The following is a 23994-nucleotide window of genomic DNA, read 5'->3' as shown; positions in this document are numbered from 1 at the left end:
CCGAGAGTACGAGATCCCCCTGGATCCGGGGCAGGGGCCGCTCAGCCGAGCCTGCTCCGCAGTGCCTTGCGGTCGAGCTTGAGCACGCTCGTCAGCGGCACGGAGTCGATGAAGCGGACCTCGCGCGGGTACTTCACCCGCCCTACCCGCTCGCGGGCCCACTCGATCAGCTCCTCGGCCGTCACCGTAGCATCCGGCCTCAGCTGGACGAACGCCACGACCTCCTCGCCGAGACGGGGGTCGGGCCGGCCCACGACGCCCGACGCCACGACGTCGGGGTGCCCGTTGAGCGCGTCCTCGACGTCACGCGGGAACACGTTGAAGCCGCCCCTGATGATCAGGTCCTTCTTCCTGTCGACGATGTAGAGGTAGCCGTCGTCGTCCACGCACCCGATGTCGCCGGTCCGCAGCTCCTTGCCGGTCAGCGCGGTGCCCTCCGGGTCGGGCTCGTGCTCGCCCCAGTAGCCGAGCATCAGCGAGTCGCCGGAGACGCAGACCTCGCCCACGTCGCCGATCTCCATCGCCTCGCCGTCGCCGTCGCGGATGGTGATCGTGTATCCGGCCAGCGGCAGGCCGACGCTGCCTGGCCGGCGCCTGCCCGGCGGGTTGAACGTGGTGACCGCGCTGGTCTCGGTCAGCCCGTACCCCTCCAAGATCTGCACGCCCGGCATCCTGCGCTCGAACTCCTCCAGCGTCTGCCTGCCGAGCGGCGCCGCGCCGCAGGTGAGGTAGGCCAGGTCGGGCAGCGGGTGCTCCTCCAGCGGCTCGGCGAGCAGCAGCTGGATCATCGAGGGCACCACGGTGCCGTAGTGCACGCGCTGCCCGGCGGCCAGCTCCAGGAACGCGCGCGGCTCGAACCAGCGCATCAGCACCGCCTGCTGCGGCTCGGTCGCGTGCAGCGAGGCGATCGTGATGATCAGCCCGTACGCGTGCGACAGCGGCACCGGCACCAGCGCGCGGTTCCTGCCCTCCTGGTGGGACAGCTCGAAGGCGTCCTTGGCCACGTGCCACAGGCCGTGGTGGCTCAGCATGACGCCCTTGGCCCTGCCGGTCGTGCCGCCGGTGTAGAGGAGCGCGGCCAGGTCGTCGGGGTCGCGGGCGACGGGGCCGCGCTCCGCCGCGCGTTCCAGCTCCGCCGTGTCCACATGGATCGGGATGTCGACGTTCGCGGCACGGACGTTGTCCGCCAGCTCCGGGGAGGTGACGACGGCGCGGGCGCCGCTGTCGAGCAGGATGTGGCGCAGCTCCTGCGGCCCCACGAGGAACACCACCGGCGTCACCACCGCGCCCGCCGCCCACAACGCCTGGTAGACGATCGGCACCTCGGGGGAGTTGGCCATCATGACGGCCACCCGGTCGCCCGGCCGGATGCCCGCCTCGGCGAAGCCGCCGCACATCCGGCGCGCCCGCTCGGCGAGCGCGTGACTGCGGTGCCAGACGCCTTCGTAGTACACCGAGTCGTGGTCGTCGAAGCGGCTCCACGACTCCTCCGCCAGCCTGCCCAGCGTTTGCTCGGTCACATGCACAACCTGATGCGTGTGAGCAGCTCCAGTCAAGCCTCTGTCTCTTGACTAGTCATTGTGGATGATGTTCTTGTAGCCCGTAAATAGGTATATAGCTTGCTCTGTCAGCATTCGTGTTTTCATGTTGGTCGAGATCGTGTAAAAGGTGAGGTAGTCAGGGATCGCGAGGTGGTCCTGACTCTCTGTCTCCGCAGTTCAGGAGTGGAGTGGTGACGCTACGTCACCGCCTGCATAAAACGAAGAGATTCGTTGTCTGGCGTTAATTCCTGTAGAAAACTTTCCAGTCAGCTTCCCGAGGTGGCTCCGTGACCGAAACGCCTGAACCGGGCGAGATCGACCTCGACAACATGACGCTCACCGGGAGCCTCAGAGCCGTCACCGATCAGTTGCGAGCCGTGACAGGACCGGCCACCGGGGAGCTGGCCAGGCGGGAAGCCGACACGCTGCTCCGCTCGTACCTGGAGCCGGGCTGCTTCCCCGAGGCGGTGCGCCGCCTGGCGACCCGGCACCTGCTCGTGCTCGTCGGGGAGCAGGAGACGGGGCGGCGCCTGGGGGCGCTGGCGCTGCTGTCGCGCATGTCGCTGGCCGAGAGCACGATCACCGTGCTGTCGCCGGCCGCCGGGGCGCATGACCTGCTGACGGGCACCGAGTACGAGCCCGGCAGGGCGTACCTGCTGCATGACTGGATCACGGCCAGCACCGACCGCACCGAGCTGGTCAACCTGGCACGCAAGCTGGCCGAGCTGGGCTCGTACCTGGTGATCACCAGGAGCGGCGGGCCGTCGCAGGCGGTCGAGGTGGAGCACGCGTGGGCCGCGCCCGAGCCCGGTGAGCTGTTCGACCTCTGCCTGAGCGCGTACGGGCTGCGTGCGGGGCTCTCCCCCGAGGCGCTGCACCGGGCCAGGGAGCAGGCGCTGGCGCTGCCGACGCCCGCCGAGGTCGTCCGCCTGGCCGCGCGGCTGGCACCGGCCGGCTCACCGGACGGCGAGCCGGCCGGTGAGGAGGTGGCGGCCTGGCTCGACACCAAGCCGCCCATGGGGGAGGTGCTGGCCGTGGCGGCGCTGGCGTTCACCCACCGGCTCACGCAGGCCGCCTTCGACGAGCAGCTCACCCGGCTCGAACGGCTCTGCCGCGAGAACGGCCGCCGGCCGCTCACCGGCCCGCTGATCGGCGTCGAGGACGGGCTCGTCGCCTTCCGCGCGGGCCACCAGCGGGCGCGGGTGCTGGCCGAGCTGGTCGCCCGGTACGGGTTCTGGGTGTGGCAGCCGCTGCGTGAGTGGGTCAGGTCGCTGCCGGGGCAGGGGCCGGCCGTCCAGGTACGGGCGGCGCAGGGCGTGGCGCTGCTGGCCCGGCACTCCATGAAGGAGGCCAGGCAGGAGTTCCTGGAGGTCTGGGCCAGGGGGAGTGCCGCTGAGCGGGTGGCGGCGGCCAACGTGCTGTCGTACATGTGCGCCGACGACACCCTCGCGCCCGAGGCGCTGGCGATCGCGCTGGGCTGGGCGGCCGAGCCGAAGGACCTCAGGGCGACGGCGGCGGCCGTCGCCCTGGGCGGCGGGCTGGCCGTCCGCTACCCCGACGACTGCGTCCGCCTGCTGCGCGGCCTGGAGGCACTGGGCGGCCCCGTGGCTGCGGTGGCGGCCCAGTCGCTCAGAGCGCTGCCGGTCCGGTAGCACGCCGAGCCGCGCGGTCGCTCGGAGCCCTGCCGGTTCGGTGACGGGTCAGCCGCTCAGAGCCCTGCCACGCCCGTGATGCGGTGCAGGGCGAAGCGGTGCACGGCCGCCCTCGTCTCGTCGTAGGCGGTCAGGTAGCCGCCCTCCATGCGCGCCGGCTCCAGGATGCGTGAGGTCGCGTTGCCCTGGGAGTCGAGGTAGCCGATCCACACCCGCACCCCCTGCTTGATCGCCTCCTGCAGCGCCGAGATGGTGGCCGTGGCGGGCCCGCGCGGCACCTGCCCGCCCGGGGCGTCCACCGGCTCGCGCCGCGCCAGGTGCGCGGCGTCACCGGCCCGCAGCGCCCGCACGGCCGCCGCCGCCACCTCGGGATCGAGGCCGTTGGGCGAGGCCACGGCGCGCGCAGGGGCGACCCCTTCGGTACGCCGGCTCTCCAGCTGCGAGATGATCACGTCACCGTCGAGCGACTCGGCGACCGGGGAGTACCCCATCGCCCGCAACGAGTCGACCAGCGCCGCCCTGGACGAGCGGGAGGCGATGACGGTCGGCGCGAGCCGGCGCAGCCGCAGCGCGGCCGAGCGGCGGTCGGCGGTGATCTGGTCGAGCAGTGCGGGGTCGTCGCAGCGCACGTACGCGCTCGCGGTGCCCACCCTGATCCGCCCGTGTCGCCTGGCCACGTCGGTCACCAGGTACGACAGCGCCTGCGGCACCGGCGTGGCCGAGTGGCGGGCCAGCATCGAGACCAGCTCCTCGCCCCCGTGCCCCGCGTCGAGCGCACGCCTGATCGAGCTCTCGCTGAACCGGTAGACGGTGGCCCCGCCCTTGGACTCGACGTCGGCGGTGAGCGTCATCCAGCGGTTGAGCTCGCTGGTCAGCGGCCCCGGCGCGACGGCGGTCAGGTCGGCCTGCAGCAGCACGTGATCGACGGGCTCGGGCAGCAGCGGCGCCAGCGCCTCGGCCGCCTCACCGCCCTCGATCAGCGCCCGCCCGTGCCCGGACAGCGCGCCCAGCCCCGTCACGCCGACCTGCTCGGCCTCGCGCAGGGTGAAGTCGACGAGCTGCTCGCGCAGCGGCCCGCGGCGGCGCGGCTGCTCCCACGCCAGCCGTTCGAGGACGGAGTCGCGGTCGGGCGCCAGCCCCGGCGCCGCGGCCAGCACGCCCAGCGTGGCCGCCCTGACCCCCGGTGCGGAGGAGCGGCGCAGGTCGGTGTGCAGGGCGTTGAGCGGCCTGTCGCGGTCGTCGCGCTCGCCGACCAGGCCGGGCACCCGGTCCATGTGCAGCCACGTGCCCGCCAGCATCGTCCACCGGTCGGCGGTGGGCCTGACCCGCCACAGGTCGTAGCCGGAGGTCGGCAGCCACTCGCCGTCGACGCCGCCGCCCGCCGCGATCAGCCCGGCCGCGTGCGCGACCTCGACCACCAGCGCCGTCACCCACTCCGGCAGGTCCAGCTCGCCCGCCGCGCGCTTCAGGTCACGCACCCCCAGCCCGCCGGTACGCAGCACGCCGGGCGGCTCGGCGCTCCACCGCTCGCACAGCTCCTCCACGGCCCTGACGAACGAGAACGCCTGCCCCGCCGCCGTACGGTCGGCCAGGCTCGGATCGCGCGTGGCGCCGTGCAGCGGCGGCGGCACGGCCAGCAGGTCGCGGTGCACCCGGCCGCCACGCAGGAACAGGCCCACCTCGCGCGGCAGCGTCACGCTCTCCTCGCCCGTGGCGGCCAGCAGGCCGCGGGCGAGCAACTCCTCGATGGGGGAGCGGGCGGAGGCGACCCGCACCTCGCGCCTGGCGTTGGGCACGCGGCCGGTCGGCGGGCCCCAGACGAGCTGGTCGAGCGCGCCCCTCGCCTCGGGCGAGACGGACGCGACGAGCCCCGCCGGCTTGGCCAGCGCGGCGGCCAGGCGCTCCTTGCCCGAGCCCGCGGTGCCGGGGGCGACGTCGTCGGCCATCTCCTCCAGCTGCTCGGGCGCGTGGTGCCGGAACGCGTCGAGCGCCCTCGGGCCCAGCCCCGCCGGGTCGTCGAGCACCTTGCGCACGCCGGGGCCCAGCTCCAGCGCGTCGTCGGGCCCGTACACCAGCGCCAGGTCGCGCAGCCTGTCGAGCGCCGTGGACAGCGCGGGCTCCGGATCGCCCGGCGGGCCGCCTCCGGCCGCCTGCGGCTGCCCGGGGTCGCCGGACGCCAGAGCCCCGCCGATGAGGTCGTGCAGCGCCTCCTTCGAGGTCGGCTGCTCCCGCACCGCCAGCGTCTCCACGACGGCCAGCGTGAACCGGTCGAGCCGGTCCAGCACCCTGCCGATCGCCGAAGGACTGGCGGCCCGCGAGGCGAGACCCTCCAGATGCGCGGGCACCGGAGTGATCAGCTCGGGACGCGCGGAGACGAGCGCCCGTAGCTGTTCGTCGGTGCGCCCCCTGATCCACTCCGTGAACTCCATCGTTGCCATGGTATGTCCACCCTGATTGGGGCAGCATTGCCAGACGTGGTGGAACGCGCGGACCAGCTCGTACTGAACTACGTCTCGAAGGCGGCCGACGCCGCCCACGGCGTGCTCAAGGTCGATCAGCGGCTGGACTTCGCGCGGCGGCTGCGGGCCAGGATCGAGGTGGAGCGGCGGGGCAGCCAGGACGCGCGTGAGGTGGCGAAGGTGCTGGCGCGGTTCGGGGATCCGGTCGCGCTGGTGGAGCGGGAGGTCAGGAGGCTGGCCGCCGCGGGGATCCCCACGGCGCGCGTCAACGTCCCCGCGCCGGGCGTGGCGACGGCCCCCGGAGAGGCGGCACCGCCCGGTACGGCCGAAACTGCGCGCGGCGCCGGCGGACCCCCGGAGGGTGCAGGCGGGCACGCACAGGGCGCCGGCGGGCACGCACAGGGCGCCGGCGGGCACGCACAGGGCGCCGGCGGGCACGCACAGGGCGCCGGCGGGTTCGCGCCGAGCGTCGGCGGGCCCGCGCAGGGCTCAGGCGGGTCGGCGGCGACCGAGGGCGACACGCGGACTTTCCCCGCCATAGTGGACGACCGCGACGCGCCGCCCGGCGTGCGCACGTACCGGAGGCTCGCGCAGGAGCGGCTCGACCGGCGGCAGGAGGGCCGGGGGCTGCCGTTCGCGGGGCTGCGCAGGGCGGCGATGTCCAGCGCCAACCCGATGGCCACCGGCGGCAGGGACGCCAGGACCATCGTCAAGGAGCACCCCCGTGACGTGGCGGCCATGGTGATCCTGGTGGTGGCCGCGCTGCTGGTGCCGATCGACCTGCCGCCGGTGGCGATCTTCGAGGTGCCCCTGGTGGTGTGGGCGGTAGGTGCGGCGCTGGTGCTGTTCAGCGAGAGCTGGAAGCTGCGCGACAAGGTCCTCGGGATCGGCGCGCCGCTGCTGGGCTACTCGGTGGGCGGGGTGCTCGTCGGGGGTCTGCGAGTGGGGATCGAGGCCGGGCTGCAGGCGTTCGTCCAGCAGTTCTTCGACGTCAGCGGCACGATGTTCATGATCGGTACGGGGGTGGGCGTCGTGTGGCTGGCCTACCGGCTGCTCGACGTCAGCTGACCGGCGCCGGGCTGGGCAGGAGGCCGACGGCCAGGCGTACCCAGGCGGCCACGAACTGGTCCTTCTCCGCGTGCCCCGGCAGCTCGCCCACCGTCTCCTGGAACAGCCGGTAGTGCACCACGGAGCCCCCCAGCACGGTCGAGATGCCCGCCCAGTCGAGCTTGACGTCCTGATACTCGGGCTGCGCCTGGAACCAGGTCACGATGGCGTCGAACATCGGCTGCATCAGCCCTTCGCGCACCACCGCGACCAGCTCGGGGAACTGGCTCAGGTCGCGGAAGAAGACCCGGGTCAGCTCCGACTCCTCGCGCACCTTGGCCAGGCCGGCGCGACACACGTGGGCCAGCCGCTCCTCCAGGTCCACCGAGGCTTCCATGCTGCTCAGCTGGGCCAGGCTCTCGGCCACCTGGTACCTCGTGCGGCTGGCGTGCTCGTTGATGGCGGCGGACAGCACCTCGTACTTGGACTTGAAGTGCCGGTAGAGCCCTCCGGCGCCGGGAGACAGCCCTGAGGCGGCCTCGATCTCGGCCACGGAAGTGGCGGAGTAACCCCGCTCGGCGAACAGCCTGAGGGCCTCATCGATGATCCGCTCACGGGTCGATCTGCTCATGTCTACGCTGATACCTCCGTAAGGAGAGTAATCGCTTCCGCGGGTCGCGGTTCAGCGGCACGCTGCGGGGACCGTACTTCGCGCGCCCGGGCCCGGGCGCCGGATCAGGCGCGCAGGCGGTGGGCTCCTGGCGGTCACGGCCGCTCCTCTCCGATAAGTAACTCCTTTCTTCCATTTCTCATGCCACGGAACAAGGGCGGTTACGCGGGGTAGAGGCTTGTTTGGCATCCTGCAGCATGTGGTGACTTCGGTGGGTTTCGACCTTGACATGACTTTGGCAGACACGCGGACGGGCATCGCGGCCGTTTACGACGAGCTGGCCGTGCGATTGGGCGTGCCATTTGACAGCGCGGCGATCGTGAGCCGCTTGGGGCCGCCACTTGAGGTGGAGCTGGCCAACTGGCTGCCCGCGGAGGAGGTGCCGGCTGCCGCCGACCTCTATCGAGAGATATATCCGGAAATGGGGGTTCCGGTACACACCGCCATGGCCGGCGCGCACGAGGCGATCGCGGCCGTACGGCGGGCCGGTGGCGGGGTCATCGTGGTGACGGGCAAGAACGTCCGCGACGCCAGGGGCACGGTCAAGGTGCTGGGGCTGGATGTGGACGAAGTGGTCGGCTCGGTTTTCGGCGCCGGCAAGGGATCGGCACTCGCGCGCTTCGGCGCGGCGGCTTATGTTGGTGACCATGTCGCGGACATCCAGGCGGCACGCGCGGGCGGCGCCGTGAGCGTGACAGTGGCGACCGGCCCTTACACGGTGGGAGAGCTGCGTGATCACGGAGCAGATGTGGCACTGGGCGACCTGACCGAATTCGCCGCCTGGTTCGCGGGTTGGCACGAGCATGATGTGCTTCGGTAATTGTCCCGGATTTACCCGGTCGCCCCGGCGCTGCGCGGGGCATAACCTACATCCATCCATCCTGCTTTCGACTGTTTGAACGAGGTCCTCCTGTGCCGAGTGGCAAGGTCAAGTGGTACGACGCCGACAAGGGATTCGGCTTCCTCACCCGCGACGACGGCGGTGAGGTCTTCGTGCATTCATCCGCGCTGCCCGCCGGCGCAGGCCCGCTCAAGCCCGGCCAGAAGGTCGAGTTCGGCGTGGCCGAGGGCCGCAGGGGCCAGCAGGCGCTCTCCGTGCGGATCCTGGACCAGCCGCCGACGCTGGCCAAGACCAAGCCCAAGGGCAAGCGGAAGAAGCCGGACGAGATGGTGGTCATCGTCGAGGACCTGATCAAGCTGCTCGACGGGGTCTCGACCTCCTACCAGCGGGGCAAGCACCCCGACGCGGCCCACGCCAAGAAGATCGCCCAGGTGCTCCGGGCGGTCGCCGACGACCTCGACGCCTGACCCCCTCCCGCGATCCCGGAGCCTCGCCCCCGCCCTCCCGCGCGGGGGCGGTCAGCCGTTCGGGTTGGTGAGGGGCTTGGTGGAGTCGAGCTTGTCCTTGCGCGGCGGCTGCGGCGGCTGCGGCGGCTCCGCACCGCCCCGTGGCCGGTCGTGAGGGACGGTCGTGTCGTACGGGGTCGGCTCGTCGTACGCCGACGACTCGTCGTAGGCGGAGGCGTCGTCGTAGGCGGAGGACTCGTCGTGCGCCGCGGACTCGGCGTAGGTGGCGGTCGCGGCCCCGGCGGGGGCCCCAGCGGGCGCCTCCGCCCGGTGCCGGCGCAGCTTGGCCTTGGCGGCGCGCACCCGCTTCCTGCGCGAGATCAGCAGCCACCCCAAAGCCCCGGTCAGCACGACGGACAGCGTCACCAGCCCCGCCACGCTGCTCTGGGTGAGCGACAGCACCAGCCCGACCAGCCCGCCGAACACCCAGGCGAGCTGCAGCACCGCCTCCACCACGCCGAAGGTGGAGGAGCGCACCTCCTCGCCGATCTCCCGCTGCACGATCGCGTCCAGCGCCAGCTTGCCCAGCTCCTGGGCGAAGGCCGCGACGAGCGAGATCACCAGCGCCGTCCACACCCCGAAGAAGATCGCGGTGACGATGGCGGTCACCACGGTGGTGGCCAGCGTGGCCAGCACGATGAGCTGCGGCGCGTGGTTGCGCGTCCAGTTGGCCACCGCGGCGCCCGCCAGGCCGCCCAGCCCGGCCGCGCCCGCCAGCACCGCGATCGTCTTGGGGATGTCGAAGAACGGGTCGCGCGCCCACGGCTCGGCGGCCGCCAGCCACGGCACCGCCTTGTCCTGCACCAGGAACAGCAGGAAGAACAGCAGGAACCCGGAGAAGACGCGGACGGCCACGTTCGCCCAGACCGCCTCGGCGACCGCGGGCCCCACCTTGAGCAGGGTGCGCCAGCGCGGGGCGGCGCCCTCCTCCTCGGTGTCGGGGGAGTCGACGTGCCGCGGCAGGCGTACGGCGACCACGCCCAGCAGCAGGAAGCCCAGCATGGCCACGCGCAAAATCGCCGCGCTGCCCAGCCACGCGGTCAGGCCCGCGCCGACCGGCACCGCGACCCCGGCCGCGACCAGCGTGAACAGGGCCACCCGCGCGTTGGCGGAGACCAGCGTGATGTCGGCGGGCAGCACGCTCGGCATGATGGCCGCCCGCGACACGTTGTACGCCTTGGACAGCACCAGCACGCCCAGCGCCCCGATGAACAACGTCGGCAGGTCACCGGGCCCCACGGCCGCCGCCATGGCGAAGCACAGCAGGCCGCGCCCGAACAGCGTGCCGGCCATCACGTAGCGCCGGCCCGACCTGAACCGGTCGAGTATCGGCCCCACGAACGGCGCCAGCAGCGCGAACGGCACCATCGTGATGACGAGGTAGAGGGCCACGGAGCCGCGCGCCTCGCCGACCGGCACCCCGAAGAACACGGTGCTGGCCAGCGCCACCGTGACGAGCGCGTCGCAGGCGCTGTTGCCGGCCGACAGCTCGATCAGCCGGCCCAGCCCGGTGCGGCCGGCGCCGCTGGCGTAGGTCAGCTTGCGGGTGGCCTTGCCGACGCTGCGCGCCCCCTTGGCGGTGGCCTTGCCGGCCCGCGCGGTGCCGCTCGCGGTGGCCTTGGTGGCGCGCACGGTCGCGCGTCCGGCGTCCGCGGCGCCACGCGCCACCCGCCGGGAGATCTGGCGTGCCCGGTCCCAGCCTCCCTCCACGACTACCAGTCTTACCCGATCCTGGCCCGATCTCAGCCGTGTGGGCCCCCGCAGGTCCCGTGATGGGTGAGAATGAAGTGTGAGCGAACAGCACCTTTCGGCGGAGGCGGCCCGATGAGCCGCACCAGGGCCCGCGTCTCCGCTCCCGACCAGGCCTGTGTCGCCGCGGTCGATCTGGCGCGTGCCGCGGCCGAGGAGCTAGCGCGGCCGGGCGAGCCCGGCGAGCACCTCGGTTATGAGAGCGAAGGCGACCGGATCGTCACCCACTACTTCGCCTGCCTCGACCGCGCCTATCGCGGCTGGCGCTGGGCCGTCACCGTCACGCGTGCCTCGCGCGCGAAGAAGGTCACGGTGAGCGAGGCCGTCCTGCTGCCGGGCACGGGGGCGCTGCTGGCGCCCGAGTGGCTGCCGTGGAGCGAGCGCCTGCGCCCCGGCGACCTGGGCGTGGGCGACCTGCTGCCGACCGCGGACGACGATGACAGGCTCGCGCCGGGTTTCACCGAGACCGACGACGACGCCGACCATCAGGCGGTTTTCGAGTACGGCCTGGGCCGAGCCCGTGTGCTCTCGGCCATCGGCAAGGACCGGGCTGCCAGGCGCTGGCACTCGGGCGAGCACGGGCCACACACACCGATCGCACACGCCGCTCCCGCGCAATGCTCCACCTGCGGGTTTTACTGGCTGCTGGCGGGTGGCTTGCGGCAGATGTTCGGGGTGTGCACCAACGAGTACGCCCCTGACGACGGCAGGGTCGTGGCCGCCGACCACGGCTGCGGCGCCCATTCCGAGGCCGCCGTGCTGCCGCCGCCCGTGGAGCAGGCCATCCCGATCCTCGACGACCTGGGTTACGACCTCATGGAGGAGGAAGCAGGTTCGGTGGACGAATCGGCTTCCGAGGAGCTCGGCCATTCCTGATCGTGAGTGTCGGTGAAGGCCGCTACCCTACGGTGGCCCCCTACCCTCCAACCAGGATCGTGACGAATGAGCGACACCTACGGCACTGACCGGATGCGAGCAGCCGTCCTGTCGGCTTGGACGGCCTCGCCCGCCCGGTTCCGCGAAGACGCCAACGCGGAGGAGGACTTCGCGCTCGGCGGCTACCGCGATCGGCTGATCGTCGAGCTGGCGCAGAACGCCGCCGACGCGGCGCTGCGGGCGGGCGTGCCGGGGGTGCTGCGGCTGACACTGCGGGGCGACCTGCTGACGGCCGCCAACACCGGCGCCCCGCTCGACGCCACCGGCGTGGAGAGCCTGTCCACGCTGCGCGCCTCGGGCAAGCGCGACGAGGCGGGCGCGGCGGGCCGGTTCGGCGTCGGGTTCGCGGCGGTGGTCTCCGTCTGCGACGCGCCCGCCATCGGCTCGCGCGGCGCCCCGGCGGTGCGCTGGTCGCGCACGGAGACCGCGGCCCTGGTCGCCGAGATCCCCGCGCTGGCGGGCGAGCTGGCCGAGCGCGGCGGGCACGTGCCGCTGCTGCGGCTGCCCTTCGACGAGCCGCCGCTGCTCGACATCCCCGAGGGCTTCGACACGGTCGTCCGGCTGCCGCTGCGCGACCGGGCCAGCGTCGACGCCGTGCGCCGCATGCTGGCCGAGACCAGCCCCGCGCTGCTGCTCGGCCTGCCCGCGCTGGAGAGCATCGAGATCGACCTCGACGGCGACACGCGCACGGTCGTCGCCGACGGCTGGCACGTGGTGTCGGAGTCCGGCGAGTTCACGCCCGAGGAGGTGGGCAGGCTCTTCGCCGACCGGCCCACCGAGGAGCGGGCCCGTCCCTACTGGTCGCTGCGCTGGGCGGTGCCGGTCACCGGCACCGGCGAGCCGGGCCCGCTGCCCGCCACCGTGCCGCCCGTGGTGCACGCGCCGACGCCCAGCGACGAGCCCATCGACCTGCCCGCGCTGCTGATCGCCTCGTTCCCGATGGCCACCGACCGGCGGCACGTGGCCAAGGGGCCGCTGGCCGACTTCCTGGTCGAGCGCGTCGCCGACGCCTACGTGCGGCTGCTGCGCGAGCTGCCCCGCACGTCCAGGCTGCTCGACCTCGTGCCCTCGCTCATGGGCAAGGGCGAGCTCGACGCCCGCGTCCGCCGTGCCGTGCTGGAGCGGCTGCCCGGCACGCCGCTGCTGCCCGCGCTGTCGGCGCCCGCGCCGGCCGTGCAGACGCCGTCGTTCGCCGACGCCAAGGTCTACGAGCCCGACGCGCAGTGGCAGGTCGAGCACCCGGCGCCCGAGCCCGACGGCGGCGGCTGGGTGGTGACGGGCCGTGAGGCGGCCGTCGTGGCCGCCGCCTCGGCCGAGCTGCTCGCCACCGTCGCCGACTTCGTGCCGGGGCTGCTGCCCGCGGGCTGGCCCGCCCGCCATCCCGCGATGGCCGCGCTCGGGGTGCGCAGGGTGGAGCTGTCGGAGATCGTCGATCTGCTGTCGGGCGAGGGCGCGCAGGCACGGGAGCCGTCGTGGTGGCGCTCGCTGTACGGCATGCTGCCGGTCGACGACCCCGAGTCGCTGGGCGCGCTGCCGGTGCCGCTGGCCGACGGCCGGCTGGTGCGCGGGCCGCGCGGCACCCTCATCCTGACCGGCGATCCTGCTGGGCGCGGCGGCGCCGAGCTCGACCTGACGCCGCTCGGGCTGCGCATCGTGCACCCGGAGGCGGCGCACCCGGCGCTGCTGCGGCTGGGCGCCGCCGAGGCCACGCCCCGCACGGTGCTGGACGACCCGCTGACCAAGGCCGCCGTCGCGCAGTCGCTCGACAGCCCCGACCCCGAGCCGGTGGCGCGGGCCGTGTTGTCGCTGGTCGAGGCGTCCGGGCTGGCCCCCGGCGAGGCGCCGTGGCTGGCCGAGCTGGCGCTGCGCGGCACCGACGGCGAGCTGTACCCGGCCGGCGAGCTCATGCTGTCCGACGGGGCGCTGGCCGCCGTGCTGGAGTCCGACACGCATCTCGGGGTGGCCGCGGCCGAGCTGGAGGAGACCTACGGCTCGCGCGTGCTGGCCGCGGCCGGGGTGCTCGACGGGTTCGCCGTCGTGCACGAGCCCGACCTGCTGCTCGACCCCGACGAGTGCGACCACGACCTCGACGGCGAGGCCGACTGGCTCGACCACGTGCTCGACCTGCTGCCCGAGCTGGACGTGCCGCCGCTGGTGCCCGAGTTCCTCGCGGTGCGCGACCTGGAGCTGGTGGCCGACTGGCCGGCCGCGCTGGAGCTGCTCACCACGCCGCCGCTGCGGGCCGCGCTGCACCCGTTGCGCGTCGAGGGCGTGGAGGTGCCGTCCTACACCGCGTGGTGGCTGGCCAACCACCCCGTGCTGGGCGGGCGCAAGCCGCTGGAGCTGCGGCTGCCCGGCGCGGACCCGCTGCTGCAGGGCCTGTACGCCGACGCGCCCGCCGGGCTCGACGAGGCCGCCCTGTCGATGCTCGGCGTGCGCACGACGCTGCCGGAGCTGCTCGCCTCGCACGGCGGCCCGGAGGAGCTGCTCGACCTGATGGCCGACGAGTCGATCGAGGTCGACCGGGCCCAGCTGCGTGCCCTGTGGATCGCACTGGCCGCCGTGGACCCGTCGCGGGTCGCGCCGCCGTCCAGGGTGCGGGCGGTGCTCGGCGGGGCGATCGTGGTGGCCTCGGCCGAGGACGCCGTGGTGGTGGAGGCGCCCGACCTGCTGCAGCTCGTCGCGGACCGGCCGCTGGTGCTGGCCTCCTACGACCTGGCCGAGTCGCTGTCCGAGCTGCTCGACCTGCCGCTGGCCGGCGAGCTGACCTCGGGCGCCGTCACCTCCGAGGGGGTCACGCGGCAGGTGCCCGCCGAGGTGCGGTCGCTGCTGCCCACCGCGCCGCAGACGTATGTGGAGCACGAGAAGCTGCTGGTCGACGGCGTGGAGTGCGCCTGGCGCTTCTTCGAGGGCGCCGTGCACTGCACGGGCGTCGACGGGCTGGCCAGGGGGCTGGCCTGGGCGACCGGGCAGTGGAACGACCGGCTCGCGGTGGCCGCGCTGCTGCGCGACCCGGAGGCGGTGCCGCTGCTGCTGGCCGAGGCCGACCTGTCCTGACACGGACGCGCCGGGGAGGCGCCCCCGAAGGCCCTCCCCGGTCCGGATCCGCTGATCAGGCGGCGCAGGTGGTGCCCGCGGCCGGCACCTTGCCGTCGATCACGTACGCGTTCACGGTCTTCATCACGCAGGCGTCGCCGGTCAGGTAGGCGCCGTGACCCTCGCCCTCGTAGGTGACCAGGACCGCCGTCTTGAGCTTCGCCGTCAGGCTGGTGGCCCACCGGAACGGCGTGGCCGGGTCGCCCTTGCCGCCGACGACCACGATGGGCGCCGAGCCGGTGGCGTCGATGCGCCTGGCCTCGTCGTCCCCGCGCACCGGCCAGTGCTCGCACCCCCCGCTGGTGACCCCGTCGAAGGACAGCACCGGGAAGATCTTCTTCACCCGCTCGTTGGTCCGCTCCATCTGCGCGGCGGTCGGGCGTTCGGCGTAGTCGGCGCAGTTGATCGCCTGCAGGCTGGTCATCATCGTGTTGTACGTGCCGTCGGGGCGGCGCCCGGTGTAGGCGTCGGCCAGGGCGAGCAGGATGGTGGCGTTGCCCTTGCGCGCGGCGGCGGTCGCCTGCTCCAGCATGGGCCAGCTCTGCTTGGCGTACAGCGGGGTGATGACGGCGAGCTGCCCCAGCCAGAACGTCAGCTCGCGGTCACCCACCTTGACCGGCTCGGTCTTGAGTCCCTCGACGAAGTCCTCGACCGTCTTGACGACGGCGGCGGGGGTGTCGCCCAGCTCGCAGCTCTTGGCCACGCAGTCCTCGGCGAACGCCCGCAGCGCCTGGTCGAAGCCCGTCGCCTGGATGACGGCGCGCTCCTCGAAGGTCACCGAGGGGTCGAAGGCGCTGTCCAGCACGAAACGGCCGACGTTCTTGGGGAAGTGCGTGGCGTAGACGGCGCCGAGGTGGGTGCCGTAGGAGAAGCCGACGTAGTTGAGCCGCTCGTCGCCGAGCGCGGCCCTGAGCAGGTCGAGGTCCTTGGCGGCGTTGACGGTGCCCACGTGCGGCAGCACCTTGCCCGACTCCCGCCGGCAGGCCTGGACGAACTCCTTGAGCAGCGCGTCCTGGTCGGCGTCCGCGTCGGAGGCCATGATCTCGGCGAACTCGTTCCCGCACGTGACGCCGGCGCTGCGGTCGACGCCGCGCGGGTCGAAGCTGACCAGGTCGTAGCGGGTGCCGAGCTTGGCGAACGCGGTGGCGGACATGGCCAGCGAGTCCACGCCTGACGCGCCGGGGCCGCCGAAGTTGAACACCAGCGAGCCGAGGCGGTCGCCGGTGGCCTTGACGCGGATGAGCGCGAGGTCGATCTTCTCGCCGCCCGGCTCGCCGTGGTCGAGGGGGACGGGGAGCTTGCCGCACTCGACGCCGGGGCCGGGGGTGAACGGCTTGCCGTCGGGTCCGACGAGGTCGGTGCACGTGCTCCACGCCACCGTGCTCGCTGTGCTCGCTGTGCCCGCCGTGCCCGCCGTGCCGTTCTCGGCGGTCGGTGCTGAGGTGCCGCCGGTGCTGCACGCGGTGAGCACCAGGGCGCCCAGGAGGAAGGTTGCGATGGGCTTCTTCATGCTCCCCAGCATGAGTTGCCGGGCATATGCCGATGTAGTGGGCGGAAACACCACTTGAAGGTGACTTCGGGGAACAGCCGGAGATGACGAATGTCACCTCGGGGCGCTCAGCCGCGCCTGGGCCTGCGTACGAACCACATGCCGAAGAAGCCGAAGCCCACGCCCGTCAGGCAGGTCCAGATCCACCACGTGTTCTCCGGGGCGGGGCGGAAGATCAGCAGGGCGAGGAAGGCGACCGCCCAGATGCCCGTGCCGACGGCGATGGCGGCCGTGTCGTTGGTCTTGATCGGCTCGGGGTCGGGGTGCCACTGCTGCTTCACGTTGTCCAGCCTAGCTTCCAATCGGGTCTCGATCTCATCACTGGCTCTTTTCGCAGCTCACCACGACTGTCACTCTTCGCGTCGTGAGTGACACACGTAATGCGATAGACCGTTTCTTCGCAATCTCCGCACGAGGATCGACCGTCTCCCGTGAAGTACGGGGCGGCATCGCCACGTTCTTCACGATGGCCTACATCGTCGTGCTCAACCCGTTGATCCTGGCCAACGGCAAGGACGTGAGCGGTGAGTTCATCGCCGACAGCGCGACCGCCCCCGTGGCGCTCGTCGCCGCCGGCACGGCGTTCGTGGCCGGCGTGCTGACGATCCTCATGGGCGTCATCGGCAAGGTGCCGTTCGCGATGGCGGCCGGGCTCGGCCTGAACGCTTTCGTCACCTTCCAGATCGCCACCGTGATGACCTGGGAGGAGGCCATGGGCCTGGTCTTCCTCGAAGGCGTCATCATCGCCGTGCTGGTGCTGACAGGGCTCAGGACGGCGATCTTCCACGCCATCCCGGCCCAGTTGAAGACCGCCATCAGCGTGGGTATCGGCCTGTTCATCGCGCTGATCGGCTTCGTCGACGCCGGCTTCGTGCGCAAGGCCGCGGGCACGCCGCTGGAGCTGGGCATCGGCGGCAGCCTGACCTCCTGGCCGATCTTCGTCTTCATCATCGGGCTGCTGGCCACGGCGGCGATGGTGGCGCGCAAGGTCAAGGGCGCCATCCTGATCGGCATCGTCGGCACCACGATCCTGGCCATCATCGTCGAGGCGATCGCCAAGCTGGGCCCGTCCTCGCCCGACAACCCCTACACCTGGCAGCTCAACAGGCCCGTCGTGCCGGAGCAGGTCATCGGCTTCAACAATCCGCTCGTCCTGTTCACCGAGTTCGACCCGTTCGGCGGGTTCATCCGGGTGGACGTGCTGCTGGCCGCCCTGCTCGTCTTCACCCTGCTCATCACCGACTTCTTCGACACGATGGGCACCATCGTCGGCGTCGGCCGTCAGGCGAACCTGGTGCAGGAGGACGGGACGCTGCCGCGTACCAGGGAGATCCTGCTCGTCGACTCCCTCGGGGCCGCCGCCGGCGGCGCCGGATCCGTCTCCTCCAACACCACCTACATCGAGTCGGCCGCCGGCGTCGGCGAGGGCGCTCGCACTGGCCTCGCCAGCGTGGTGACGGGGCTGCTGTTCCTCGTGGCCATCTTCTTCACGCCGCTCGTCACCATCGTGCCCTACGAGGCCGCCGCGCCCGCGCTGGTCATCGTGGGCTTCCTGATGATGACCGCCATCAAGGACGTCGACTGGGACGACTACGAGCTGGCGATCCCGGCGTTCCTCACCATCGTCATCATGCCGTTCACGTACTCGATCTCGAACGGCATCGGCGCCGGCTTCATCAGCTACGTGCTGATCAAGGTGGTGCGCGGGAAGGCGCGTGAGGTGCACCCGCTGCTGTGGGGCGTGGCCGCGCTGTTCGCGCTGTACTTCGCCATCGGCCCGATCAGGGCCGCGCTCGGGCTCTGACCCGTACCCGGCCGTCACACCTTCGGAGCCGTCCCGCCCACGCGGGGCGGCTTCGGGGTATCAAGGGGTGGAAAGACACTTGTGTCCGGAAATATCTTGCCTTGCCGTATAGTTAGCAAAGGTAATGACTCATGCTAACCAAAACCCAGCCCAAGATGGACCTGCGCAGCGACGCAGGTCTGGCTTCAGCCCTGCGCGTGTCGCTGGCAAGGCTGAACCGACGCCTACGACGACAGGCGGCAGCGCACTCGCTGACGCCCACACAGTTCGCGACCCTCGCCGCGGTGGAACGGCATTCCGGGATAACCCCCGGCGAATTGGCCGAGCTAGAGAAGGTGCAACCGCCCTCGATGACGCGCGTGATCGCCGCGCTCGAGGAACGCGGCCTGGTCGCCCGTACCCCGCATCCGACCGACCGGCGTCAGGTGACCGTCTCGGTGACCGAGGACGCAGAGAAGCTGCTGAAGGAGGAGCGCCGCCGCAAGGAGGCGTGGCTGACACAGCGGTTGAAGGAGTTGTCGCCGGAGGAGAGGTCGATCCTCAGGCAGGCGGCGCCGATCCTGGAGAAGCTCAGCAAGATATAGAGCCTGAAGAACCCAGGACCGGGATGTTCCGGTCACTCAGGGTTCGTAACTACCGCATGTTCGCGGCGGGCGGCACCGTCTCCAACATCGGCACCTGGCTGCAGCGCACCGCGCAGGACTGGCTGGTGCTCGACCTGACCGCCGGCCCCGGCAACGCCCACGGCAGCGCGGCGGCGCTCGGCACGGCGACCGCGCTGCAGTTCCTGCCGATGTTGCTGTTCGGGATGTTCGGCGGCGTGCTCGCCGACCGCTACCCCAAGCGGCCGATCCTCATCGCCGCCCAGTCGCTCATGGCCGGGCTGGCGCTGACCATCGGCATCCTCACGATGACGGGCACCGCCCAGGTGTGGCACGTCTACGTGATGGCGTTCCTGCTCGGCATGATCTCCTGTGTGGAGGTGCCGACGCGGCAGGCGTTCGTGGTCGAGATGGTCGGCCGCAAGGACCTGCCCAACGCGATCGCGCTGAACAGCTCCATCTTCAACCTGGCCCGCGTGGTCGGCCCGGCGCTCGCCGGCGTGCTGATCTACGTGCTCGGCGGCACGGGGCCGATCTTCCTGATCAACGCGCTGACCTTCGGCGGCGTCATCTCCAGCCTGATCTTCATGCGCAAGGCCGAGCTGAACGTGGCCGAGCCCGTCCCCAGGGCCAAGGGCCAGCTCCGCGAGGGGCTGCGGTACGTGCTCCAGCGTGAGGAACTGCTCATGCCGGTGCTGCTGATCGCCTTCGTGTCGATGTTCTCGCAGTCGTTCTCGATGTCGATCGCGCTCATGGCGCGGGAGGTGTTCGGGGCGGGCGCGTCCTCGTTCGGGCTGGCGTCCAGCATGTTCGCGGTCGGGGCACTCGGCGGGGCGCTGCTCGCCGCGCGCCGGGCCAGGCTGTCGCGCAAGGTGCTCTTCGCGGGGGCGATCGGGTTCGGGCTGTTCCAGATCGCCACCGGGGTGGCCCCGTTCTACCCCGCGTACCTGCTGCTGCTGATCCCCACCGGGATCGCGCTGATCACCATCAACACCGTCGCCAACGCCAGCGTCCAGATCGCCACCTCGCCCGAGATGCGGGGCCGGGTCATGGGCATCTACATGCTGGTGTTCACCGGCGGGGCGCCGCTGGGGGCGCCGCTGATCGGGTGGCTGTCCGAGCTGGGCGGGCCGCGGACGGGCGTCATCCTGTCCGGCGTGCTGGTCCTGGTCGGCACGGGGCTGGCCGTGCTGATGACGCGGCTGATCAGCTCGCGCGTGGCCAAGCCCGACCTCGCCATGGCGGCATGAGTCATCGCCTGTCGTAGGTGCGGGAGCCGTGGGGGCGCGGTGCGGGGGCGGGCACCCGCCGGGGCACAATCGTGAGGTATGAGGCTCTTCGCGGCGCTGGTGCCGCCCGACGGCGTGCTGGACGAGATCGCGCGCGCCATCGCGCCGCACGTCGGGCAGGTGCCGGGGCTGCGCTGGCCGGACCGGGAGACCTGGCACATCACGCTCGGGTTCTTCGGCGAGGTGCCCGAGCGGGCGCTGCCCGACCTGGAGACGCGCCTGGCCCGCGCCGTGCGCCGGCACAGCGTGCTGAACCTGGCCTTCGACCGCTTCGGCGCCTTCTCCTCCGTACGGCGGGCCCGGGTCTTCTGGGTGGGCGTCACCGGCGACCCCATGACCCGGCTCGCCGACTCCGTCAAGGCGGGCGCCCGCCGGGCCGGGGCGGCGCAGACCGACGAGAAGCGCTTCCACCCGCACCTCACGCTCGCCAGGGCCAAGGCGGAGACCGACCTGCGGCCGATGGTGGAGTCGCTGTCGGGGTTCAGCGGCTCGCCGTGGCGGGCGGAGCACGTCCGGCTCGTCCGCAGTCACCTGGGGCCGCCGGTGAGGTACGAGTCACTCGCCGAATGGGCGCTGGCACCCGCAGAGCAGAGCTAGGCTCCAGGTCGTGGATCGTCCTCGCCCCTGGCTGCTGCCCATCGTGCTCGGCCTGCTCCTGCTGATCGTGATCGTCGGCGCCCTGCTGTCCTGAGAGCGGACGCCTGCCCGGCGTCCGACCGCACGCCTCGTGCAGACGCCTGATCGCGCCTCGCGCAGACGCCTGCTCACACGCCTCGTCCAGACGCCTGATCGCGCACGCGGCCGGGCCGCCGCCGGGCGGGTGAGGCCGCGGCGACGGCCGGCGCGCGAAGGTGCTACCAGGCGTAGTCCTCCGGAGCGGTGCGGTGGCCAGGGAAGATCTCGTCGAGGCGGGCCAGCGCGGCCTCGTCCAGGTCGATCTCCAGCGCGCGCAGGCTGCCTTCGAGCTGCGCCATCGTGCGCGGGCCGATGATCGGCGCCGCGACCGCGCGCTGCTTGAGCAGCCAGGCCAGGGCCACGTCGGCCGGCTCCTCGCCCAGCTCGTCGCAGAACTTCTCGTACTGCTCGATCTTGTCGCGGTGCCGCTCCAGCTGCTTGAGCATGTGCTCGGCGCCCGAGCGGCCCTTGTCGAGCTTGCGCAGCACGCCGCCGAGCAGGCCACCGGCCAGCGGGCTCCACGGGATGACGCCCAGGCCGTAGTCCTCGGCGGCGGGCAGCACCTCCAGCTCCGGCGCCCGGGTGAGCAGGTTGTAGTGGGTCTGCTCGCTGACCAGGCCGAGGAAGTTGCGCCGGGCCGCGGTCTCCTGGGCCTTGGCCAGGTGCCAGCCCGCGAAGTTGGACGAGCCGACGTACAGGATCTTGCCCTGCTGCCGCAGGACCTCCATGGCCTCCCAGAACTCCTCGAACGGGGTCGGCCGGTGCACATGGTGGGCCTGGTAGATGTCGATGTAGTCGGTCTGCAGGCGCTTCAGCGAGGCGTCGCAGGCGCGGCGGATGTTCAGCGCCGACAGCCCTCGCTCGTTGGGCCAGTCACCCATGTCGCCGTAGACCTTGGTGGCCAGGACCGTCTTCTCCCTGCGGCCACCGCCCTGGGCGAACCACCGGCCGACGATCTGCTCGGTGATGCCCTCGCCCTTCTGGCCGCCGTAGACGTTCGCCGTGTCGAAGAAGTTCAGCCCCAGCTCGTGGGCCCGGTCCATGATCGCGAAGGAGTCGTCCTCCGTGGTGCGCGGGCCGAAGTTCATGGTGCCGAGGCAGAGCGGGCTCACCAGGAGTCCGCTGCGTCCGAGGTTGACGTAGTCCATGACACCCCACACTAAGGACCTGGAGCGCACTCCAGGCCATAGACTCGCTTCATGATCTCGGACAGAACGGGCCTGCCGGGTCTCCCCTCCTCATGATCGCGCTGCTGCGCGCCGCCGTGCCGGTCTTCCTGGCGATGGTCGCGGGCACGGCGGGGTCGCTGATCGTCACGTCCGTGCTCGGCAACCACGACACGGTCACGCTGGCCGCGTTCGCCGTGATCAGCGCCGTGCTCAACGCCGCGGCCGCCGCCGTGCAGGGCGCGTTACGCGGCCTCGGGCCGTTCGTGGCCCCGTTCAGGGACGAGCCCGCGGCGGCCGTGCCCGTCGTGCGGGACGCGCGCTGGCTCAGCCTGGCCACGGGCGCGCTGGGCGCCGTCGCGGTGCTGTGCGTGCCGCTGGTCGCCGGGGTCACCGGGGTGCCGGCCGAGGTGGTGCGGGAGATGGGGGTGCTGCCCTGGTTCCTGGCGGTCTACCTGCTGGTCTTCGCCTCCACCGGCGGGGCGAGCACGATCCTGGTCGCGCTGGGGCGCAGCCGTGACGTGCTCTGGCCGTCCCTGATCTTCGGGGTGGGGGTGGGCGGGCTCACCGCCGTGCTGGTGCCGTGGCTCGGGCTGACCGGGGTGGGCATCGCCTGGGCGCTGTCCGGGCTGGCGGCGGCGGGCGTGGCCGCGCTCAGCCTGCGGCGGGCGCTGGGGCGGCCCATCGGGCAGGGACGGCCCAGGCCGCGCGAGATCGTGAAGCTGGCCAGGGTCAGCGTCCCGCTGGCCGGGACCGTGCTCATCAAGTTCGGCGTGCTGAGCGTGGTGACGTTCGCCGCGAGCACCACGGGCACGCGCGACACCGCCGCCCACGCGGTGCTGACCACGCTCACCGGCCTGATCATGCTGGCCTCCCTGTCCGTCGCGCTGGCCTCGGTGCCCGAGGTCGCCCGCGCGCCCGGCCCGGCCGGCGCGCGGCGGGCCCTGTGGCGCGCCGCCGCGCTCGCCGTCACGGGGACTCTCCTGGTGGCGGGGCTGCTGCTCGGGCTGGGCGAGCACGTGCTGGTGCTCTTCAGCGGCGACGCGGCGGTGCGGGACCGGGCACTCGGGCTGCTGCCGGTGATGCTGCTGGCCGCGCTGCTCGACTCCGCCCAGGCGGTGCAGGGCACCGGCCTGACCGCGCTCAAGCGCTCCTCCTCCAGCCTCGTCTTCTTCGTCATCGGGTACGGCCTGCTGGTCGTGGCCGCCGTCCCCGTGGCGCGCACCTGGGGGATCGACGGCCTGTGGACGGCCATGGCGATCGCCAACGGGCTCCTGGTCGCGCTGCAGGGCACCGGCTTCCACCGCCACAGCGCCAGGGTGGGCCTGGCCGCGCGGTCCTCCTAGGAGTGCTGGACGCGCGGGCCCGGTGAGGCATGATGGCTGGCGTGGGGGACTTCGTGACCAGGATGCTCGTCGTCGTGGCGGCCGTGTGCCTGCTGCCGGCCGCGCCGGCTGCCGCCGACGACGGGACGGAGAAGCTGTTCACCTTCAGGGACCAGCGGATCACGGAGTCGAGCGGCCTGGCCCTGTCGCCGACGCACGACGGCCTCTACTACACGCACAACGACAGCGCGGCCACCCCCACGTTCTACGCCGTGGACGGCCAGGGGCGCACCCGGGCCACGTACCAGGTGCGCGGCGCGCAGGCGCGCGACTGGGAGGCCATGGCGGCCACGAAGGACCCGCGGACGGGGCGCGGGGTGCTCTGGTTCGCCGACATCGGCGACAACCTCGACGGCGCCTGGCCGAACGTGTCGGTCTACAAGGTGAGCGAGCCACAGACCGTCGCCGACGCCACGCTGCCCGCCGTCCGCTACCGGTTCCGGTACGCCGACGGCGCGCGCAACGCCGAGGGCATCATGGTGCACCCGCGGACCGGGCGGCTCTACGTGGTGTCCAAGGAGTTCGCCGGCTCGGTGTACGCGGCGCCGAAGACGCTGCGTACGGACCGGGTGAACATCCTGCGCAAGGTCGCGAGCGCGCCGCTGATGGCCACCGACGCCGCCTACGCCCCCGACGGCTCGTCGTACGTCGTGCGCACCTACTTCTCCGCCACCCTCTACCGGCCCTCGGGTGAGACGATCGGCAGGGTGCCGATGCCGGAGCTGGAGCAGGCCGAGTCGATCGCGTACACCGCCGACGGCAGGGCGCTGCTGGTCGGCAGCGAGGGGCCGCGCAGCCCCGTCTACCGGGTGCCGCTGCCCGCCGCCGCGACTCCCACGCCGAGCCCGGTCAGGGCCGAGGAGGAGCCGCGGCCGACCCCGGCGGCGCGGGCCGACGATGCCGGTGACGGCACCGGGTTGACGGCGAGGGACGTGCTCATCTGGCTCGCGGCGGCGGTGGGGGCGATCGGCGTGATCACGTTTTTGGCCCGCCGCACGCGCTGAGCGGTGGCGAGGGGGCAGCGGCC

The 23994-nt window shown here is 72.4% G+C and carries 19 protein-coding genes; 12 read left to right on the top strand and 7 right to left on the bottom strand.

From position 1 onward, the window contains the following. Positions 1-41: 41 nt before the first annotated feature. Positions 42-1520, bottom strand: coding sequence for an AMP-binding protein (locus LCN96_RS52520; RefSeq protein WP_225269883.1), 1479 nt, complete (start codon positions 1518-1520; stop codon positions 42-44). A gap of 308 nt (positions 1521-1828) precedes the next feature. Here LCN96_RS52520 and LCN96_RS52515 point away from each other — a divergent pair, with 308 nt between their 5' ends. Continuing rightward, on the top strand, positions 1829-3193 hold the full coding sequence (locus tag LCN96_RS52515; RefSeq protein ID WP_225269882.1) for a hypothetical protein: 1365 nt from the start codon (positions 1829-1831) through the stop codon (positions 3191-3193). A gap of 56 nt (positions 3194-3249) precedes the next feature. Here LCN96_RS52515 and LCN96_RS52510 read toward each other — a convergent pair whose 3' ends face one another. Continuing rightward, complete coding sequence (locus LCN96_RS52510) at positions 3250-5622, bottom strand: helicase-associated domain-containing protein (protein WP_225269881.1); 2373 nt, start codon at positions 5620-5622, stop codon at positions 3250-3252. 45 nt (positions 5623-5667) lie between these two features. Between LCN96_RS52510 and LCN96_RS52505 the strand changes: the two genes are divergently transcribed. Next, complete coding sequence (locus tag LCN96_RS52505; protein WP_225269880.1) at positions 5668-6720, top strand: hypothetical protein; 1053 nt, start codon at positions 5668-5670, stop codon at positions 6718-6720. Here LCN96_RS52505 and LCN96_RS52500 read toward each other — a convergent pair. Next, the gene (locus LCN96_RS52500) at positions 6713-7330 is read right to left on the bottom strand and encodes a TetR/AcrR family transcriptional regulator (protein ID WP_225269879.1); all 618 of its coding nucleotides are present in this window, start codon (positions 7328-7330) and stop codon (positions 6713-6715) included. The two genes, LCN96_RS52505 and LCN96_RS52500, sit on opposite strands and share 8 nt — an antisense overlap. Positions 7331-7547: 217 nt before the next feature. Between LCN96_RS52500 and LCN96_RS52495 the strand changes: the two genes are divergently transcribed. Continuing rightward, the gene (locus tag LCN96_RS52495; protein WP_225269878.1) at positions 7548-8189 is read left to right on the top strand and encodes an HAD family hydrolase; all 642 of its coding nucleotides are present in this window, start codon (positions 7548-7550) and stop codon (positions 8187-8189) included. A gap of 92 nt (positions 8190-8281) precedes the next feature. Then, positions 8282-8677: a cold-shock protein gene (locus LCN96_RS52490; protein ID WP_225269877.1), complete on the top strand. Its 396-nt coding sequence runs from the start codon at positions 8282-8284 to the stop codon at positions 8675-8677. 51 nt (positions 8678-8728) lie between these two features. Here LCN96_RS52490 and LCN96_RS52485 read toward each other — a convergent pair whose 3' ends face one another. Continuing rightward, entirely contained in the window at positions 8729-10426 is a 1698-nt protein-coding gene (locus LCN96_RS52485) for an MFS transporter (RefSeq protein ID WP_225269876.1), read from the bottom strand. A gap of 114 nt (positions 10427-10540) precedes the next feature. On the opposite strand from LCN96_RS52485, the gene LCN96_RS52480 reads away from it, so the two are divergent. Both LCN96_RS52480 and LCN96_RS52475 read left to right on the top strand, forming a co-directional pair. Further along, entirely contained in the window at positions 10541-11341 is an 801-nt protein-coding gene (locus tag LCN96_RS52480; RefSeq protein WP_225269875.1) for a DUF3027 domain-containing protein, read from the top strand. Positions 11342-11407: 66 nt separating this feature from the next. Beyond that, positions 11408-14458, top strand: a complete 3051-nt coding sequence (locus LCN96_RS52475) for a sacsin N-terminal ATP-binding-like domain-containing protein (RefSeq protein WP_225269874.1) — start codon at positions 11408-11410, stop codon at positions 14456-14458. Positions 14459-14513: 55 nt separating this feature from the next. On the opposite strand, the gene LCN96_RS52470 is transcribed toward LCN96_RS52475, so the two are convergent. Together LCN96_RS52470 and LCN96_RS52465 are read right to left on the bottom strand one after the other, a co-directional pair. After that, a complete protein-coding gene (locus LCN96_RS52470) occupies positions 14514-16007 on the bottom strand; it encodes an alpha/beta hydrolase (protein WP_225269873.1) in 1494 nt (497 codons plus the stop codon). A 107-nt stretch (positions 16008-16114) separates the two neighbouring features. Continuing rightward, entirely contained in the window at positions 16115-16327 is a 213-nt protein-coding gene (locus LCN96_RS52465) for a DUF2530 domain-containing protein (protein WP_225269872.1), read from the bottom strand. A gap of 83 nt (positions 16328-16410) precedes the next feature. Here LCN96_RS52465 and LCN96_RS52460 point away from each other — a divergent pair, with 83 nt between their 5' ends. The 4 genes from LCN96_RS52460 (at position 16411) to thpR (ending at position 20338) form a co-directional block, all read left to right on the top strand. After that, on the top strand, positions 16411-17850 hold the full coding sequence (locus LCN96_RS52460) for an NCS2 family permease (RefSeq protein ID WP_225269871.1): 1440 nt from the start codon (positions 16411-16413) through the stop codon (positions 17848-17850). A gap of 131 nt (positions 17851-17981) precedes the next feature. After that, on the top strand, positions 17982-18434 hold the full coding sequence (locus LCN96_RS52455; protein ID WP_148439072.1) for a MarR family winged helix-turn-helix transcriptional regulator: 453 nt from the start codon (positions 17982-17984) through the stop codon (positions 18432-18434). Positions 18435-18457: 23 nt separating this feature from the next. Further along, positions 18458-19702, top strand: a complete 1245-nt coding sequence (locus LCN96_RS52450; RefSeq protein WP_225269870.1) for an MFS transporter — start codon at positions 18458-18460, stop codon at positions 19700-19702. Between the two features lie 78 nt (positions 19703-19780). Next, the gene (thpR, locus tag LCN96_RS52445) at positions 19781-20338 is read left to right on the top strand and encodes an RNA 2',3'-cyclic phosphodiesterase (RefSeq protein WP_225269869.1); all 558 of its coding nucleotides are present in this window, start codon (positions 19781-19783) and stop codon (positions 20336-20338) included. A 257-nt stretch (positions 20339-20595) separates the two neighbouring features. Here the strand turns inward: thpR and LCN96_RS52440 are convergent, their stop codons facing one another. Further along, positions 20596-21564 (bottom strand): aldo/keto reductase, encoded by a 969-nt coding sequence (locus tag LCN96_RS52440; RefSeq protein ID WP_225269868.1) that lies wholly within the window; start codon positions 21562-21564, stop codon positions 20596-20598. A gap of 92 nt (positions 21565-21656) precedes the next feature. Here LCN96_RS52440 and LCN96_RS52435 point away from each other — a divergent pair, with 92 nt between their 5' ends. Further along, positions 21657-22928 carry an MATE family efflux transporter gene (locus LCN96_RS52435; RefSeq protein ID WP_225269867.1) on the top strand — a complete coding sequence of 424 codons (1272 nt, stop codon included), beginning with the start codon at positions 21657-21659 and terminating at the stop codon, positions 22926-22928. A 41-nt stretch (positions 22929-22969) separates the two neighbouring features. Then, a complete protein-coding gene (locus tag LCN96_RS52430; RefSeq protein WP_225269866.1) occupies positions 22970-23971 on the top strand; it encodes a hypothetical protein in 1002 nt (333 codons plus the stop codon). Positions 23972-23994 lie beyond the last annotated feature (23 nt).

The sequence above is a fragment of the Nonomuraea gerenzanensis genome (assembly GCF_020215645.1).
Taxonomy (GTDB): Bacteria; Actinomycetota; Actinomycetes; order Streptosporangiales; family Streptosporangiaceae; genus Nonomuraea; species Nonomuraea gerenzanensis.
Note: the sequence above shows the minus strand (reverse complement) of the source record. Positions and strands in the feature narration are given on the sequence as shown.